This window comes from Bacillus licheniformis DSM 13 = ATCC 14580, from assembly GCF_000011645.1.
GTDB classification, from domain to species: Bacteria; Bacillota; Bacilli; order Bacillales; family Bacillaceae; genus Bacillus; species Bacillus licheniformis.
Window position 1 is genome coordinate 363,581 of record NC_006270.3, and the last position, 15,231, is coordinate 378,811.

12 protein-coding genes, 1 pseudogene and 1 riboswitch are annotated in these 15,231 nt (G+C 46.7%); of the genes and pseudogenes, 9 read left to right on the forward strand and 4 right to left on the reverse strand.

Features of this window, described 5'->3' with window-relative positions:
* The first annotated feature begins 57 nt into the window (after positions 1–57).
* Positions 58–1,494: a glycoside hydrolase family 1 protein gene (locus TRNA_RS23420; protein WP_011197532.1), complete on the forward strand. Its 1,437-nt coding sequence runs from the start codon at positions 58–60 to the stop codon at positions 1,492–1,494.
* Between the two features lie 38 nt (positions 1,495–1,532).
* Here TRNA_RS23420 and TRNA_RS23425 read toward each other — a convergent pair whose 3' ends face one another.
* Together TRNA_RS23425 and TRNA_RS23430 are read right to left on the reverse strand one after the other, a co-directional pair.
* Complete coding sequence (locus TRNA_RS23425) at positions 1,533–1,931, reverse strand: competence protein ComJ (RefSeq protein WP_003178808.1); 399 nt, start codon at positions 1,929–1,931, stop codon at positions 1,533–1,535.
* 17 nt (positions 1,932–1,948) lie between these two features.
* A complete protein-coding gene (locus TRNA_RS23430) occupies positions 1,949–2,395 on the reverse strand; it encodes a NucA/NucB deoxyribonuclease domain-containing protein (protein WP_009330244.1) in 447 nt (148 codons plus the stop codon).
* A 298-nt stretch (positions 2,396–2,693) separates the two neighbouring features.
* Here TRNA_RS23430 and TRNA_RS43795 point away from each other — a divergent pair, with 298 nt between their 5' ends.
* Positions 2,694–2,864, forward strand: a complete 171-nt coding sequence (locus TRNA_RS43795) for a hypothetical protein (RefSeq protein WP_011197533.1) — start codon at positions 2,694–2,696, stop codon at positions 2,862–2,864.
* Between the two features lie 5 nt (positions 2,865–2,869).
* Positions 2,870–3,673, forward strand: coding sequence for a serine/threonine protein kinase (locus TRNA_RS23435; RefSeq protein ID WP_009330243.1), 804 nt, complete (start codon positions 2,870–2,872; stop codon positions 3,671–3,673).
* A 19-nt stretch (positions 3,674–3,692) separates the two neighbouring features.
* Here the strand turns inward: TRNA_RS23435 and TRNA_RS23440 are convergent.
* A pseudogene (locus TRNA_RS23440) lies at positions 3,693–5,302 on the reverse strand (methyl-accepting chemotaxis protein).
* 190 nt (positions 5,303–5,492) lie between these two features.
* Positions 5,493–6,233: a ribonuclease YeeF family protein gene (locus TRNA_RS23445; protein ID WP_003178817.1), complete on the reverse strand. Its 741-nt coding sequence runs from the start codon at positions 6,231–6,233 to the stop codon at positions 5,493–5,495.
* Positions 6,234–6,636: 403 nt separating this feature from the next.
* On the opposite strand from TRNA_RS23445, the gene TRNA_RS23450 reads away from it, so the two are divergent.
* The 6 genes from TRNA_RS23450 to TRNA_RS23475 are packed head-to-tail and all read left to right on the forward strand — an operon-like array spanning position 6,637 to position 14,559.
* The gene (locus TRNA_RS23450; RefSeq protein ID WP_011197534.1) at positions 6,637–8,691 is read left to right on the forward strand and encodes a hydantoinase/oxoprolinase family protein; all 2,055 of its coding nucleotides are present in this window, start codon (positions 6,637–6,639) and stop codon (positions 8,689–8,691) included.
* 2 nt (positions 8,692–8,693) lie between these two features.
* A complete protein-coding gene (locus TRNA_RS23455; protein WP_003178822.1) occupies positions 8,694–10,688 on the forward strand; it encodes a hydantoinase B/oxoprolinase family protein in 1,995 nt (664 codons plus the stop codon).
* 2 nt (positions 10,689–10,690) lie between these two features.
* On the forward strand, positions 10,691–11,773 hold the full coding sequence (locus tag TRNA_RS23460; RefSeq protein WP_003178823.1) for an ABC transporter substrate-binding protein: 1,083 nt from the start codon (positions 10,691–10,693) through the stop codon (positions 11,771–11,773).
* Positions 11,774–11,782: 9 nt separating this feature from the next.
* Entirely contained in the window at positions 11,783–12,901 is a 1,119-nt protein-coding gene (locus TRNA_RS23465) for an ABC transporter ATP-binding protein (RefSeq protein WP_009330233.1), read from the forward strand.
* Entirely contained in the window at positions 12,888–13,754 is an 867-nt protein-coding gene (locus TRNA_RS23470; protein WP_003178827.1) for an ABC transporter permease, read from the forward strand. The genes TRNA_RS23465 and TRNA_RS23470 overlap by 14 nt, the downstream gene beginning before the upstream one ends.
* Positions 13,747–14,559, forward strand: a complete 813-nt coding sequence (locus TRNA_RS23475; protein ID WP_011197535.1) for an ABC transporter permease — start codon at positions 13,747–13,749, stop codon at positions 14,557–14,559. Before TRNA_RS23470 ends, TRNA_RS23475 begins: the two co-directional genes overlap by 8 nt.
* A 467-nt stretch (positions 14,560–15,026) precedes the next feature.
* Positions 15,027–15,113, forward strand: a riboswitch (cyclic di-GMP riboswitch).
* Positions 15,114–15,231 lie beyond the last annotated feature (118 nt).

Genomic DNA, 15,231 nt, shown 5'->3' on the forward strand with positions numbered 1-15,231 from the left:
TTCATAGGATATGATAAGGAGCATCCGGATCAAAATATGAAACAGGAGTTGAGCTATATGATTCATCAGCGACTACGCCCATTTCCAGATCATTTCCTATGGGGATCAGCATCTGCAGCCTACCAGATCGAAGGAGCCTGGAATGAAGACGGCAAGGGGCTTTCGGTTTGGGATGTGTTCACAAAGATTCCCGGAAAAACGTTTAAAGGAAGCAATGGAGACATTGCGGTCGACCATTACCACCGTTTTAAAGAAGATGTTGCTTTAATGGCTGAGATGGGGTTAAAAGCATACCGCTTTTCAGTCAGCTGGCCGAGGATTTTTCCGCAGGGCAGGGGAGAAGCCAATGAATCGGGTTTGAGATTTTACGATGACTTGATTAATGAGCTCCTTGCTCATGATATTGAACCTGTTTTGACGCTTTATCATTGGGATCTTCCCCAGGCTTTAATGGATGAATACGGCGGCTTTGAATCCAGAAGAATTATAGAGGATTTCAATGCGTATTGCGTTACGCTCTATAAGCGGTATGGAGGCAGGGTTAAATATTGGGTGTCCCTTAACGAGCAAAATTACAACTTTAATCACGGCTTTATCACAGCGATGCATCCCCCGGGTGTGAAGGATAGAAAACGCTTCTATGAGGCTAACCATATTGCATTTCTAGCGAATGCAAAGGCAATCGATTCTTTTCGCCGGTATGTTCCCGATGGAAAAATCGGACCGAGTTTTGCTTATTCGCCTGCATATCCCCTCTCCAGCCGTCCGGATGATATCCTCGCCTTCGAGAATGCCGAGGAATTTACAAACTATTGGTGGCTTGATATGTACTGCCGGGGAACATATCCGGACATCCCTTTAAAGTATCTGAAGGAAAAAGGCTGGGCGCCGACAATTGAAGATGGGGATATGGAGCTTTTAGCAAAAGGAAAACCCGATTTTGTCGGTGTGAATTATTATCAAACCATCACATATGAAATGAATCCTCTTGACGGGGTATCGGAAGGAAAGATGAATACGACCGGCCAAAAGGGAAGCAATCAGGAAACAGGCATGCCGGGTTTATACAAAACAAAAAGGAACCCTCATCTTGAGACATCGAATTGGGATTGGGCCATTGACCCGATCGGTCTAAGAATCGGACTTCGCAGGATTTCCAGCCGCTATGGGCTTCCGCTTTTCATAACGGAAAACGGGCTGGGGGAATTCGATAAGGTTGAAAATGACGGCACGATTCATGATGACTACAGAATTGCCTACTTGCGTGCGCACCTTGAACAATGCAGACAGGCTTTAAACGACGGAGTCGATTTAATCGGCTACTGCAGCTGGTCATTTACAGATTTATTGAGCTGGCTGAACGGCTACCAGAAAAGATACGGTTTCGTTTATATTAACCGTGATGAAGAGAATGTAAAGGACTTGAAGAGAATTAAAAAAGACAGCTTTTACTGGTACCAAAACGTCATTCAGACAAACGGGGAAGAGCTTTAGGAGGGGCGCCGGATGAAACCGGCGCCTTTATCCGTTGTTCAAGCCTGTTTAAAATCGAGAAGATAGGTGATCTGTGCAGTGCCGCTGTGATCAGGCATTATTGTATAGCATGTCAGCTGATAGGCGCCTTGCGGAATATCGCATGTCAATTTCTTGGATAGGACGCTTGCAATTTCTACCCCGTCATAAAGCACTTCGAAAGGAACGGTGACGCGCCTGTTGAAGGAGGGCACCTGTTTTTGGGCATTCAAACGGACTTCTACTGAAGATGCCGTGTTTTCGAGAGCTTCAAACGAGACCGCGTGCTCTCCCGTTGTATATCCTCTTTTAATATCCTCGTCTGTCCAATCCATAACGGGCGGCTTTCCGCCTTTCTGATAAACGGTAAACTGATGGTATGACATCGTCATTTCTTGTGCTTCCCACTTTTTGATCAAAGACCGTACCCCCAGTGTTAATTAATCTTGAAAAGTACTTTCGTCCCGTCCGGATAATCGCTTACCTGATTGCCCACCCAAGATCCTGCTCCACGGTTATCAGACGGGCTGATATACTCGACAGAAGCACCTGTTCCGCCTTCTTCGCACATGGCCATCGGCCACTCGTCGCGGTCATAGCCTGATTTGGAAGGAACATCTTTCAATGAATCCTTTCGGCGTTCGGCGGCTCCGTCCCTGTCGATCGTACAGATTTCGGAGTGCCCTTTTTTGATAGCCTTTCGAATGTGTGCGCCTGTTTCAGGATAGCGGTCCGAAGGAAAAATCAGCACTTCATCGTAGTTTGAGCCGTTTTGCCGGCCCGAAGGCTGGTGTTCTGAAGTGAAAAAGTCGCCAGATACAATACCGATGATCACGACGGCGACGGCGAGCAAGGTGATCAGCAAAGATTTAATCTTGTCCATTCTTGTTGTCCTGCTTTCTTATGTTAAATCATTCGGCCGCAGTGGACCGGAAGTAAATACAACTTTATTATCGTAAAAATGATTTGAGAAATAAAGGGGAGATTAATAAGTTTTTCCTCTTGAAATGCTGAGTTTCCGTCTATCAAATCGCTTTTTTTAAAATTTTGCCGGTCGTTTAGAAAGTTTTAGAGGTTCAAAATTTAAATTTTTCATATGAAAGAAAAACTTTCAGGCCCCCTTTATCAAGCCTTTCTGCGCGAATGATATGAAATACAAGACAGAAAAGGAGCTGATCGAGTTGCTTCGCAAGCTATTGAAGGCACTTCAAAACGGCAAAAACCGACGATACAGCAGCAGCGATTACGGACGGAAATCATACAAAAAGTACAGCAGCAGCGATTATAAAAGAAAAGGGTACGGTCATCGCCATTACAAAAGAAAGCACAAGAAATTTTTCGGCAGCAGCTAAATCACGTGAAAACATTGATAAGATGGCTGTTTGACCGCCCGCTCAAAAAAGGAACCGTCTTGGAGGGGAGATATCGAATCAACCGTGTGCTCGGGATGGGCAACTACGGCATCACATATCTTGCCGAAGAACTTGGAAGATCCGGTTTCCGCGTCATCAAGCAGCAGAGAAAAACAAAAGCATGGACATCAGCCGGCCGGCGGTCTTTCAACCGCGAGGCTGAAATTTTGCGGGAATTGGATCTGCCTGCCGCGCCCCGTCTATATGAGGTGCTTCGAGCGGCCGGCGAGCGGTTTATCGTAATGGAGTATATTGAAGGAAAAACGTTTGAAGATTTGCTCTTTTATGATGGGCGTGTCTTTGATGAACAGCAAACGATCAGCATATTGAAGGAGGTGCTTCACAGCGTTTCACTTCTTCACAGCCGGGGGATTATTCACCGGGACTTGAGGATCCCAAATTTGATTGTGAATCGAGGAACGATCCGCATCATAGATTTCGGACTGGCATGCCGCCTGACTGAGAGAGAACGCGTTGATAACCGGCACCCGGAAAAAAAGCTGATGCGTGCAGTTTCAGTCAAAAGTGACTTTTATGCGTTAGGGCATTTTGCATTGTTTCTCCTGTACTCCGGTTTTACCCCGTCCGACGAGGAAGAAAAATGCTGGGAAGAAGAGCTCAGCATATCGTCTGGGCTTAAATCTGTTCTGCGGAAGATGCTGCAGATTGATCTCCCGTATGAGCGTGCAGAAGACATTATCGGCGATTTGATTTCCTGTACGGCGGAAAAGAAGAAGCTGCCGTTTTAACGGCAGCCCTTTTTCCCTGCTATTTCATTTTGACTTCACCGATGAGCTGATGCAAATCTTCAGCCAGTTTGGAGAGTTCATTTGCAGAGGCGGTGACTTCTTCCATAGCCGCAAACTGCTCTTCTGTCAGACCTGCGACTTGTTGTGAATAATCAGATGTTTCCTGAACTTCTTTTGAGATTGCTGTAAATGATGTTGTGATGTTTTGAATGCTTTGCGATATATGCCGGGCGTCGGAAGACAAGTCGGAAATTCTTACGCTGAACTCTTCCATTAAGCCGTCAATAGATTCAAATGTCCTTTTGTTCTTTTCGATCATTTTGACGCCGTTGACCGCTTCCGTTTTCACTGTCATGATTGAATCGGTTGTGGTTGCGATTTCTGATTGAATCCCTGAAATGAGGTGGGAGATCTGATTGGCTGATTGCTGCGACTGTTCGGCAAGACGGCGAACTTCTTCCGCAACGACGGCGAATCCTTTTCCGTGTTCTCCTGCTCTTGCAGCTTCTATTGAAGCGTTCAAAGCGAGCAGGTTGGTTTGATCGGCAATCTCCGTGATCGCTTTTGAAATGCTGCCGATTTCATATGATCTTGTATTTTAAGCATTTCAATGATTTCTCCGCTTTCATGGACCGATTGATGCATCGTGTGAATTTGCCGCATCGTTTCGGAGATATCTTTTGCCCCCTGTTTTGCTTTTTTGCGGGCGTATTGGCTCTTTTCATTCAGGATCGCAGCGTTTTCTGATATGTTTTGAATATCGGCGGAAACTTGTTCAACGGCTTGTTTGCTGCCTGCTATCCCCGATGTCTGCATTTCCGATGAACTTGCGATATGCTGGACGGCTTCGGTGATTTTCTCAGAAGCGAGGCTTGTTTCTTCAGCTCCAGATGTCAGCTGATCAGAAGCGGCAGCTACACTGTGCGACGACTGTGAAATTTTTTGCATCAGCCGGTTTAGGCTGTCATTCATTTGATTGAAATGATGTGACAAGTCGCCCAGTTCATCTGTCGAATCATCCTGGATCTCGGTTGTCAAATTGCCGCTGCCCGCCTGTTCAAAAGCATGAGTCAGCATTCTGAGCCTTCCGCCTATCCTTTTGGTGAAAATGAGGACAAGCAAAATGGAGATGATGATTGAAGCAGTCAGAACGATAGCAAAAATTTTCAGGAACGATTGAAGAGTGCTTGTGATCATATCCTGGTCGGCCCCTGTATAAAAGATGCCGATAACTTCACCGCTCTTGTCTTTGATCGGCATATATGCCGTTTGATATGTTTTTCCCGCTACATCTGCTTTTCCATAAAAGTTTTTTCCTTCTTTTAAAACCGCATTTGCTACCTCCGAAGACACTTTCGTTCCGACAGCGCGTTTTCCGTCTACCGTCACATTTGTAGATACGCGCGTGTCATATTGAAAGATGGTGACAGTGTCTTTCGTATCATTGCCGATTTGGTCGACGAGTTCTTCATTTCCGTTGATAAGGGTCGAACCTTTGTAGAGCCTGTCTTCTTTGACTTCCCAATCACCTTCAAGAGATTCATTCAAATAACGGTAGCTCAATTTCAAATCGCTTTTGGCTTTCTCTGTCGCCATCTGTTCTAACTCTTTTGAAAGCTCTTTGATAATGAAAATCCCGAGTGCTGACGAAAAGATCAGAATAACGGCTAACACGAGAAGATTAATTTTCGTCCCCAATTTCAGCTTAAATCGCTTTCATGTTTCACCTGTATACAATATCGGTTAAAACGGAGGCGTGTTGACAAAATGAAAAAGAAAACCCCGCTTGTGAAAACGGGGTTTTGGACAATCTGAAAGCCTAAAGTTCCTCTGCTTTTTCGGCTTTTCCTGTTTCATACTGTTTTTGTTTATTTGCGATGTAGCTTCTTGCCTCTTGATGCATGCGATGTTTCATTTTATAGACTTCACTGTTTTGATAGATATGTGAATTGTAGTTTAACGGAGACGCATTTTTCCCTTTTCCTGTTGCGTCGATTAAGGCGGAATAGTCGGTCTGGATCATTTGCTGAATATGTTCAGAGGCCGAGTATTCTCTTTTGAGCAGTCCATCAAGATCTTCGACAGCCTTGATTGTGTCTTTTCTGTTTTGGTTTGCAGCGTCAAGCTGCTGTTTGATTTCATCGGATGAGAACGGCTGTAGCGATATTAAATCATCTATCTGTCCTAAAATATTCGACAGCTCTTGCTGCTGTGCGGAGACCATGTTTTGAGAGTGAATGTGGACATTTGCAAGCTCCTGTTCAAGAAATTGAACATCAACGAACGTATCCTCTGAAAGTCCGGCATTTTCGGCAGCAGAAGATACACCATTCAGAAACTGAATCTGCATATCGGTTAAATCCAGCCAGCCGTCTACGACTCCTGATAGGTCTCTGTAAAACGCTTTAATGGCATCGGCGCCTTTTCCTTGAAACTCATCAAGTTCTGCGACGCTGTTTAACGCTTTTTTTAAGCTGACGAGCTGTTCTCTCAAATTTTTATATTCATCAGATCTTTGCTTCATAGCTGAAATTAGGGTTTCCGCTTCGTAGACTTTCATTGGAAATCTGCCCTTCCTGCGACTTATATAGTACAGAGTGTACCACTTTGCCACAGGGAATTGGGCAATAAATCCTGAATATCCATGAAAATGAATCTTTATGATCAAATCTGCGAGACGTTTAGGTTTTTTGTCGCAACAGATGATCTTTGCTTTAGTAGTTAATTAGTCCTCTTTATGACAGGAATGTGTCGATGGACCGAAGAAAAGCTGAACACCAAAAATGTGAAATACTGTGAACAACACAATTGAAAATGTGATTTTATGGTATCTTAAAATAAAATATTAAACAAAAAAGACTTGGAATATTGTAATTAAACATAATTGACTACTTTCTCATGCTTGATTAGTATGATAGTAAAATATTTTAAAAAAAGGATATTTTTAAAAGGGGAGATCGGGATTGAATGAAGAAGGTTACCGGCTTGGAATTGATATTGGAGGAACTTTTACCGATCTTACATTGTTAAATCCGGCGGACGGAAGCATGACCGCAGTTAAAACGCCGACCGTTCCCGAAGATCCGGCCCGAGGAATCATCAACGGCTTGGCTCTCTTGAAAACTCGGGGTGTCCAGCCTTCAGAAATTCATCACTTTGTACACGGCATGACAATCGGTTTGAACACATTATTACAACGCAAAGGGGCTGATATTGCTTTATTCGTAACCGAAGGTTTCCGTGATATTCTTTCGCTTCAGCGTCTCCGGCTTCCGGTACCCTACGATTTTAGATCTAGAATGCCGGAGCCCCTCATTCCTCGGAAAAACGTGTTTCCCATTCAAGAAAGAATGCTTTATGACGGCTCTGAAAAGCTGCCGCTTCATATGGAAGATATCGATGAGGCGGTTGGACAAGCTTTAAGAAAAGGCTTAAAAGGAATCGTTGTTTCTTTTTTGCACAGCTATCGGAATCCGCTCCATGAACGCCAGGCTGCCGAACGGATCAGGCAAATAGCGCCCGAGCTTGAGGTGGCAACGTCTGCGGAGCTTTGGCCGCAAATGAGAGAATACGAACGAACGGTTATGTCCGTCGCGAATCTATACATCAAACCGAATATCCATCACTACTTTGGAACGCTGAAAGAGAGGCTTGTCCAGGAAGGAATATCGGCGCAGCCGTTTATCACCCAGTCCAACGGAGGACTGATGGACATTGAATCGGCTGCCGAGGCACCTGTCAAAACGCTTTTTTCCGGACCGGCAGCGGGGGTCATAGGATCCATCAGAACGGCGGAAGCCGCCGGCGAGGCCAATATCATCACCTTTGATGTCGGAGGAACCAGCGCAGATATTTCGATTGTTGAAAAAGGAGAGCCGACCTTTACCCAGTCAAATCAAATCTCGGGATTTCCGATTGCGATTCCATCTGTAGCAATGTATTCGATCGGTGCCGGCGGAGGATCGGTGGCATGGATTGACAGCGGCGGTCTCTTGAAAGTAGGGCCGGAGTCAGTTGGCTCTGATCCGGGGCCGGCCTGTTACGGAAAAGGAACAAAGGCCGCACTTACAGATGCGTTTCTTATATGTCATTATTTAAACCCAAACAGGTTTGCAGCAGGAAATATGAAACTGTACCGGGAAAGAGCCGAAAAAGCGCTCCTCCCGGTTGCCGAGTATTTAGGCACAGATGTGGAGCAAGCCGCGGATAAGATGATTCAAGTTGCGCTTGCCAATATGTACACGGAACTAAGCAATGTCATGGAGCAACACGGGTTTGACCCGCGTGAATTCAGCCTTATGGCTTTTGGAGGCGCAGGCCCGGTTACTGCTAATTTTTTGGCTGAGGAAATTCAGGCCAAAAATGTGCTGATCCCGCCGCATCCGGGAACTCTATCGGCTTTGGGCGCACTGACGGCTGATTTTATCTACGATGCTGTATGTTCAAGACAGGTGCTGCTTGAGCAAATAAAAACGGCTGAGTTAAAAGTGGAGTTTATGAGGCTGCAAGAACAGGCGGAAACATGGCTGCGGAAACAACGGGCGGACATGGTGACTGAAGCCTCTCTTCTTTACTTGCTTGATGCCCGTTATAAAGGTCAGGCGTATGAAATTGAGCTCCCTGTTTCACCGGAATGGCTGGAAGGCGAAAGTACGAGTGAAATCGCAGACTCCTTTCATCTCTTACATGGGAAGCAATATGGACACAGCGATGGGAAAGCAAGCATTGAATTGATGAATATGCGCGTCCGCATTATAGGCAAGACGCCGAAACCGCCAGGCGGAAAAGGATGTCAAAGTAATCTGCCCGAAGCTGAACCTGTCAGCCAAAGAAAGATCATCATGAAAGGCGGTACATATCAAGCCTCCGTATACCGCCGTCCAGATTTAAGGAGCGGGCAGAGAATAGATGGGCCGGCCATTGTTGAGCAGGACGATACAACGACGCTGATTTTGCCAAATTGGAGCGGGAAAACCGATCATGCCGGAAATTTGATCATTGAACGGAAGGAGAGCTGACCATGCGCACAGATCCTGCCCGGCTGGAAATGATGAGAAGCTACTTTAACGCGATAGCCGCGGGAATGGGGCACGTTATTGAACGGACGTCCTTTACCACATTTGTAAAAGAATCGGCTGATTTCGCTACTGCGCTTGCGACGCCGGAAGGGGAGTTTTTCGTTTATCCGAAAACGGTCGGCGTCACGATTTTTTTAGGGCTTTCATTAAAACGGGTCATCGAAGAAAGCGGCCCATTTGAACCGGGAGATATTATCCTCACAAACGATCCTTATACAACGGACGGATTGGCGACCCACTTGCCTGATATTCATGTGGTGAAGCCGATTTTCTTGGAGGGCGAGATAATCAGTTACGCGTGGTGCTTTGTCCATTGCAGCGATGTCGGCGGCCTTGTCCCGGCAAGCATTTCGCCGACCGCGACAGACATCCATCAGGAAGGCCTGAGAATACCGCCGGCAAGGATTTACAAAAAGGGGAGAGAAAATCGCGATATATTGAAGGTTTTGCGGGCAAACAGCAGGGTTCCCGACTTAAATGAAGGGGATATTCATGCGATGGTGGCCGCGGTCAATACGGCGGAGAATCGATTGACAGAAATGGTCGGAAAGTTTGGAAAAGAAGCGGTCCAACAAGGAATGGATGATTTGCTCGAACAAGCCGCGATGAGAGCCGGACGGGTAATCAGCAGGATTCCGGAAGGTTCATACAGTTTTTCAGATTATCTTGATGACGATATGGTTTCTGACGTTCCGATCCGCTTGGCTGTTACGGCAAACGTCTCGGGAGGGGAGATCACATTGGACTTTTCAGACTGTGATCCTCAGGTGAAGACCGCATTTAACCTTGTCACCAATGGAAGCAAACATTCATTTCTATATCAGGGCCTGATCAACTATATCATAAGTGAAGACCCGTATATTCCGATTAACGGGGGGCTGACACGGCCGATCCAAGTTATCGCTCCAAAGGGTACGCTGGTTCATCCGGAATATCCTGCGGCGGTCGGCATTCGTCATTCGATCACGATGAGACTTTATAATGCTGTACTGGGCGCATTGGCAAAGGCGCTTCCGAAAGCCGTGCCTGCAGCAGGCGCCGGTCAGTCAGCGATTGTCGTACTGTCGGTTCCCGATGAATCAACTGGCAGCAGGAAGATGTCGGTGGTCGAACCGATGGGAGGCGGAGGAGGCGGCCAGCATGACATGGACGGAGCAGATGGAATTGACCATGCCTCCGGATTTTTGAAAAATACGCCGATTGAAAGCCTTGAACAGCACATCGACATCCATGTTCGCCGCTATGAATTGATCAAAAATACAGCCGGAGCCGGTTTTCACAGGGGAGGCCATGCAATCGGGCTGGAGTTTGAAGCGGCGGCACCAGAATCAATTGTGACCGCAAGAGGGATGGAGAGGATGCGTTTTCATCCGTGGGGGCTCGCCGGGGGAACGGCAGGAGCGCTCGGGCGGGTGCGCCTTTATCCTGATCAGCCTCAGGAGAAAACGATGTCGAAGATCGATGTTCTAAAGCTCAATAAAGGGGATGTTATCAGCATTCATTCACCAGGCGGCGGAGGCTGGGGAAATCCCTTCCGCCGGGAAGCTGAATCGATTTTAGGAGAAGTTGAAGCGGGCTTGCTGAGCCCGGAAGCGGCATATCATCAATACGGCGTTGCTGTAAAAGAAAACGGCGCTGGCTCCTTCATTATTGATCTGGAAGAAACAGCTGAAATCAGAAAAAAGAAAGCAGGCGAACATCGGAAACAATGGGATTTCGGAATCGCCAGAGAAGAATACGAACGGTGCTGGACAGAAGAAGCCAGCAGCACATTGGCCCGGCTTCTGCGACAGCTTCCGGCTCATCAAAGGTCACATGTTAAACATTTAGTCCATCGTTATTTCTCAAAAGAACATAACGGTCCGATCAGTAAAAGCGAAGTTGCGGCCGCTGTGGAAAAACTGGCTGGAAAAAATAACACGGGAATGGTGAGATGACAATGAAAAGTAAAATTTCTGCTTTATTTATTCTGTCTCTTGCAGCGGTGCTCCTCCTTTCGGGATGCGGCGGAAACGGAAGTCAGGAAAGCAAACAATCAGATACAGTCGTTATCGGCGTCTATGGGGGCGATTGGGAAAAACATATCAAGCCGAGCCTCGAATCTTTTGAAAAAGAAACAGGACTGAAGGTCAAAGTTGTCGCAGGGACAGACTCTGAGTGGTTCACAAAACTCAAGGCATCGAATGGCAGAAATGCTCCCTATGATCTCTTAATTCTGCAGCCGGACACGATTCACAGAGCGCAGTCGGCGGGATTGCTGGCACCGATCGATCAGGAAAAGGTTCCGAATGTCCGCGATCTGTACCACTCTGTTCAGAAACGCTTCACCGATGATGGAAAGCAGTATGCGGCCGGTTTCAGTATGGGACAGCTTGGAATTGTCTACCGAAAGGATCTTGTACCACAGGAGCCTAAGCGCTGGACGGATCTTTGGAACAGCAGCTATAAAGGTCATGTCGCCATATCATCGCCGGCTTATTCGGCGGGGCTTCAGTTTTTTGTAGGATTAATCAATGCCCAGGGCGGCCTGGAGTCAAACGGGAAAGACGTGGATAAAGCGTTCAACAGCTTGGCTGATTTAAAGAACAACATAACGGCCTATCCCGATAATCCAGGCTCGATACAAACGCTTCTGGAACGTGGGGATGCATGGGTTGTTCCGTTTTGGGACGGCCGCGCTTTTTCTTTGCAGGATGCAGGTCTTGACCTGGGATTTGCATATCCCGAGGAAGGTGCAGTCGCAGCAGTTGCAAGCTGGGCTTTAATGAAAGGAAGTCCTAATCAGGATAATGCGTACAAGCTGTTAAATCATCTGCTCAGTCCAGAAGTGCAAGGAGATTTTGCCGATAGAACGTTTTACGGCATGGCCAATAAAAAAGTGAAATACAGCGATAAATTAAAAGGGAAGATCAAAGTAGGGGAGGATTATTACAGGAATTTAAAATGGGTTGACTATGAAGTCGCGGCAAAAGATCTAGGCGATTGGACAAATCGCTGGAATCAAGTACTTGGCGGAAAATAGGTGACAAACATGAGCGCAATTCAGATTAGGCATGTCAGCCGGCATTTCGGAAACACCATCGCATTGGAAGACGTACAGCTTGAAGTCAAAGAAGGGGAGTTTTTCTCCCTCCTTGGTCCGAGCGGCTGCGGAAAGTCAACGCTCCTGAATATTATTGCCGGGTTCCTTGAACCGACGTCAGGTTTTGTATATATAGGAGGACGAGATGTAACTGATTTGCCGCCATACGACCGACATATCGGAATGGTTTTTCAGGATTATGCTTTATTCCCGCATCTCAGCGTTTTTGACAATGTTGCATACGGCTTGAAAGTCCGAAAATGGCCCCGCCGCAAGATTGAAGAACGGGTGATGGAATGCCTCGCTCTTGTCAGGCTTGAAGCGTTTGCTAATCGCATGCCCCATCAGCTGAGCGGGGGTCAGCAGCAGCGGGTGGCGATTGCCCGGGCATTGGCCGTTCAGCCGTCTGTGCTTTTGCTAGACGAGCCGCTGAGCAACCTGGATGCGAAACTTCGAAAAGAAATGCAGACGGAGCTGCGCAGCATCCAAAAGCGCGTCGGCATTACAACGATTTTAGTGACGCACGACCAGGAGGAGGCTTTAAGCTTATCGGACAGGATTGGAATTCTCGGATGCGGGAGGCTTCAGCAGCTCGGCACTCCGTTGGACGTGTACCGCACGCCTGCCAATCAATTTGTGGCCGAATTTATCGGACAGGTCAATTTACTGAAAGCGCGTGCGTCGAAGATACAGCCTTCATCGGGCGGCTATGGATACGAAACGGTCGATTTCGAAGTGTATGAAGGCGTTCCGCTGACATTTGAAATCAACCAGGAACTCTCAAAAAAAACTTCTGTATTGTTCATGGTGCGGCCTGAGAGGATCTCAGTCTCCTTCGAGAAGCAAAAGAACAGGCTGATTGAAATGCCTGCAACAATTACCGAAGTCAGTTACGCCGGGCATGATCTCAGGCTGAAAGCCGCTGTTTTCAAAGGAGAATGGATCATTCAGGCGCCCGATCCTCAATTCCCTAGATTGCCGAAGGCGGGAGATCAAGTGTATCTTTCTTTGGAGCCGGGCGATTTTGTTCCGCTGGATGTTAAGGAGGATGCAGATGAGGGCTGTTGAACAAAAACGGTTTTATTGGTTTTTGCTAGTTCCTGTCCTTTTATTTCTCGGTGTTTTTCTTGTTTTGCCGCTTGTTCTGCTGCTGTTATTAAGTTTCAGAGACGTGGACGCTATGATGAATACGCTCGATACGTATAGTTTTTCTCAATATGTCGAGGTGTTCTCTTCAGACGTTTATTTGAAAACAATCGGTATAACAATTTGGACGGCGTTGAAGACCACTGTTTTATGCCTTGTGATGGCGTATCCGGCGGCATATTTACTCGTTAAGGCGCCAACCGGCAGGCTGCGGGCTTTGTTTTACATTTTGCTTGTTTCCCCTTTATTGACCAGTGTTGTCATTCGGACGTTTTCCTGGATTGTGCTGCTTTCGCAAAACGGGATCGTCAACGAGGCGCTTATCAGTATGAAGATGATTGAAAAGCCCCTGCCGCTTTTATGGAATATGAACGCAGTCATCATTGCATATGTCCAGGTTATGCTGCCGTTTGCAGTACTGCCGCTTGCCAGTTCTTTAAGCGAAGTGAAACCTGATCTTAAATTTGCTTCGATGAGCCTTGGAGCGGGCAGGCTGCGGACATTTTTTTTCGTTACCTTGCCGATGACGGTTCCGGGATTGCTGACAGGAGCAATGATCGTGTTTTCGCTTTCTGCCGGAAGCTATATTACGCCTCTTCTCGTCGGGGGAAGGATGCAGCCGCTCCTGCCGTTGTCCATCTATCAGCAGGTCATGCAAGTCTTTCATCTTCCTCTTGCAGCCGCAATGTCGATTACTTTATTAGCCGTTGTCAGCGTGGTTATTGGAATCCTTGGCATTTTCCAAAAGCGTTGGGAGGCGAGAATAAATGGGTAGGCGATTGCGACGTATGCGCAGGGGAAAATGGATTGATGCGTGTGTTTGGACAGCGGGTTTATTGGTATACTTCTTTTTGGCGCTGCCCGTCTTCGTGATCATACTGTCGGCATTCAGCCCGGACGAATATCCGAAGTTCCCGCCATCAGGCATCTCGCTGCGCTGGTTTGCCGGAGTTTTCAGCAGCAGCGGCTGGATGGAATCGATTTGGGTCAGCTTTATGCTGCTTCTCGTTGTAACGCATCTTGCGGTGATCCTTGGAACAGTTGCAGCCTATGCATTGGCGCGGCTGAACTTTCCGGGAAAACAGGCGATTCAGGCTTTTGTTTTATCGCCGTTGATGATTCCCCAAATCGCATTAGGCGTATCATTTCTCTATTTATTGACAATGATTGGGGTAAACGGCACGTTTGCCGGGCTGGCCGCCGGGCATATGCTGATCAGCCTTCCGTATGTCGTTCGGACGGTCGGAGTCAGCATGGCAAACGTGGATCAGAAGCTTGAACTGGCATCCATGAATCTCGGCGCAGGTCCCTGGCATACCTTTTTTCATGTCATCTTGCCGCTTATTAAACCGGGAATCATTGCGGGAGCCGTTTTTGCCTCTGTAACGTCATTCGGAGAAATATCAATCAGTCTGTTTGTTTCTTCACCGGCTGTCACGCCTGTACCGGTTCGTACATTCAGCTATATTGACCAGACATTTGATCCGAGCGTTCATGCGATTTCGGTTATTTTTATCACGGTTTCAGTGATTGCGCTGATCATCATCGAACGGACGATCGGGCTCTCAAAAACCATGTAGCAGGCGAAACTCAGCCTGCTTTTTTGTATGGAGCATCGGAAGTATTTCAAGATACCGTTCAGAATGAGACAGTTCAGCAAATTTAACATTCTGCTTCAATGTTTTCGCAAGCCGGTTTGTCTTTTCTCGTCAGTTTAAACGGCCTGGTAAAAGAAACGTTTTAATTGAATGAACATTGTAAAAGGAAGCGCCGAAGCTTTAACAGACCTTCATGATTTATTTATGAAGTCCATGCTGTTTTTTTAATATTTTAATATACTCTTTATCTAAGATTTGGAATTTTTTGCGGGTTTAAACGATTTTTTTCGTTTTCCCGCATATTTTTTTGTCAATTTCGGGATCGCGCATTAACATTCATGTACAACATTCGGTATCCCGCATGAAACTTTTCACCTATTTTTCGGTGAAAAAAACAAAATTTTCATTTAAAGTGAACTGTGAGCAGAAAATGAATTTATATCAAGAAAAGCAGATAAAGGCAAACCTGCGGAAACGCAGGGACGCAAAGCCATGGCCTAAGGTGCTGACGGTGCTACGGTTGACAGGTTGCCGAATAAACAGGGAGTTCGCCCGTTTTTATTCGGGCGGGCTCTTTTCTTTTTATTTCCAATATAATGTTTTATTGGAAACGACAAATCTGTGACAGCGTTTTTCGCTCATCGCAAAACCGCA

Coding starts and splice junctions, on each gene's coding strand:
- TRNA_RS23420 (WP_011197532.1), top strand. CDS start 58: ATGATTCATCAGCGACTACGCCCATTTCCAGATCATTTCCTATGGGGA.
- TRNA_RS23430 (WP_009330244.1), bottom strand. CDS start 2,395: ATGGACAAGATTAAATCTTTGCTGATCACCTTGCTCGCCGTCGCCGTC.
- TRNA_RS23445 (WP_003178817.1), bottom strand. CDS start 6,233: ATGAAAGTCTACGAAGCGGAAACCCTAATTTCAGCTATGAAGCAAAGA.
- TRNA_RS23455 (WP_003178822.1), top strand. CDS start 8,694: ATGCGCACAGATCCTGCCCGGCTGGAAATGATGAGAAGCTACTTTAAC.
- TRNA_RS23460 (WP_003178823.1), top strand. CDS start 10,691: ATGAAAAGTAAAATTTCTGCTTTATTTATTCTGTCTCTTGCAGCGGTG.
- TRNA_RS23465 (WP_009330233.1), top strand. CDS start 11,783: ATGAGCGCAATTCAGATTAGGCATGTCAGCCGGCATTTCGGAAACACC.
- TRNA_RS23470 (WP_003178827.1), top strand. CDS start 12,888: ATGAGGGCTGTTGAACAAAAACGGTTTTATTGGTTTTTGCTAGTTCCT.
- TRNA_RS23475 (WP_011197535.1), top strand. CDS start 13,747: ATGGGTAGGCGATTGCGACGTATGCGCAGGGGAAAATGGATTGATGCG.